Here is a 1,274-nt window from a genome sequence, read left to right on the forward strand (position 1 = left end):
GGCGGTGGCGCGCAGCCGCGAGGTGATCGAGAAGCTCGCCGTCGCGGACCTGCCGTACTACGGGGTGTCGACGGGGTTCGGGGCGCTGGCGACCAGGCACATCCCGGCGGAGCGGCGCGCGGGACTGCAGCGCAGCCTGATCCGCAGCCACGCCGCCGGGTCCGGCCCGGAGGTCGAGCGCGAGGTGGTCCGCGCGCTGATGCTGCTGCGGCTGTCGACGCTGGCGACCGGGCGCACCGGGGTCCGGCTGACGACGGCGGCGGCGTACGCGCGCCTGCTCGACGCCGGCATCACGCCGGTCGTGTACGAGTACGGCAGCCTGGGCTGTTCCGGCGATCTGGCGCCGCTGGCGCACTGCGCGCTGGCGCTCATGGGTGAGGGGCCGGTGCGCGACGCGTCCGGCGCTCTGGTCGACGCCGGTGTGGCGCTGGCCGCGGCCGGGATCGAGCCGGTCGAGCTGGCCGAGAAGGAGGGGCTGGCGCTGATCAACGGCACCGACGGCATGCTCGGCATGCTGGTGCTGGCGCTGCACGACCTGAATGGGCTGCTGCGCGTGGCCGACGTCGCCGCCGCGATGAGCGTCGAGGCGCTGCTGGGCACCGACCGGGTGTTCGCCGAGGACCTGCAGGCGCTGCGGCCGCATCCGGGCCAGCGCGAGTCCGCGGCGAACCTGCGGGCGCTGCTGGCCGGGTCGGAGGTGGTCGCGAGTCATCGCGGGCCGGACTGCACCCGCGTCCAGGACGCGTACTCGCTGCGGTGTGCGCCGCAGGTCCACGGCGCGGTGCGCGACACCCTCGACCACGCGTCGCTGGTGGCCGGCCGGGAGCTGGCGGCGGCCGTGGACAATCCGGTCGTCACGCTCGATGGGCGGGTGGAGTCCAACGGCAACTTCCACGGCGCGCCGGTCGGGTACGTGCTGGACTTCCTCGCCATCGCCGCGGCCGATCTGGCGTCGATCAGCGAGCGGCGCACCGACCGCTTCCTCGACGTCGCCCGCAACTCCGGGCTGCCGCCGTTCCTGGCCGACGACCCCGGTGTCGATTCCGGGCACATGATCGCCCAGTACACCCAGGCCGGCATCGTGTCGGAGCTGAAGCGGCTGGCCGTGCCCGCGTCGGTCGACTCGATCCCGTCCAGCGCCATGCAGGAGGACCACGTCTCGATGGGCTGGGCGGCCGGGCGCAAGCTGCGCCGCGCGCTCGACGGCGTCGCCCGGGTGCTCGCGGTCGAGCTGCTGACGGCGGCCCGGGCGCTGGACCTGCGCGCGCCGCTCG

At 75.0% G+C, this 1,274-nt stretch carries 1 protein-coding gene; it reads left to right on the top strand.

Going from position 1 to position 1,274, the window contains the following annotated elements:
* Positions 1-1,274: histidine ammonia-lyase (gene hutH, locus E1262_RS30025; protein ID WP_132108011.1), on the top strand; the 1,274-nt coding region annotated here is incomplete at both ends.

The sequence above is a fragment of the Jiangella aurantiaca genome, assembly GCF_004349105.1.
GTDB classification, from domain to species: domain Bacteria; phylum Actinomycetota; class Actinomycetes; order Jiangellales; family Jiangellaceae; genus Jiangella; species Jiangella aurantiaca.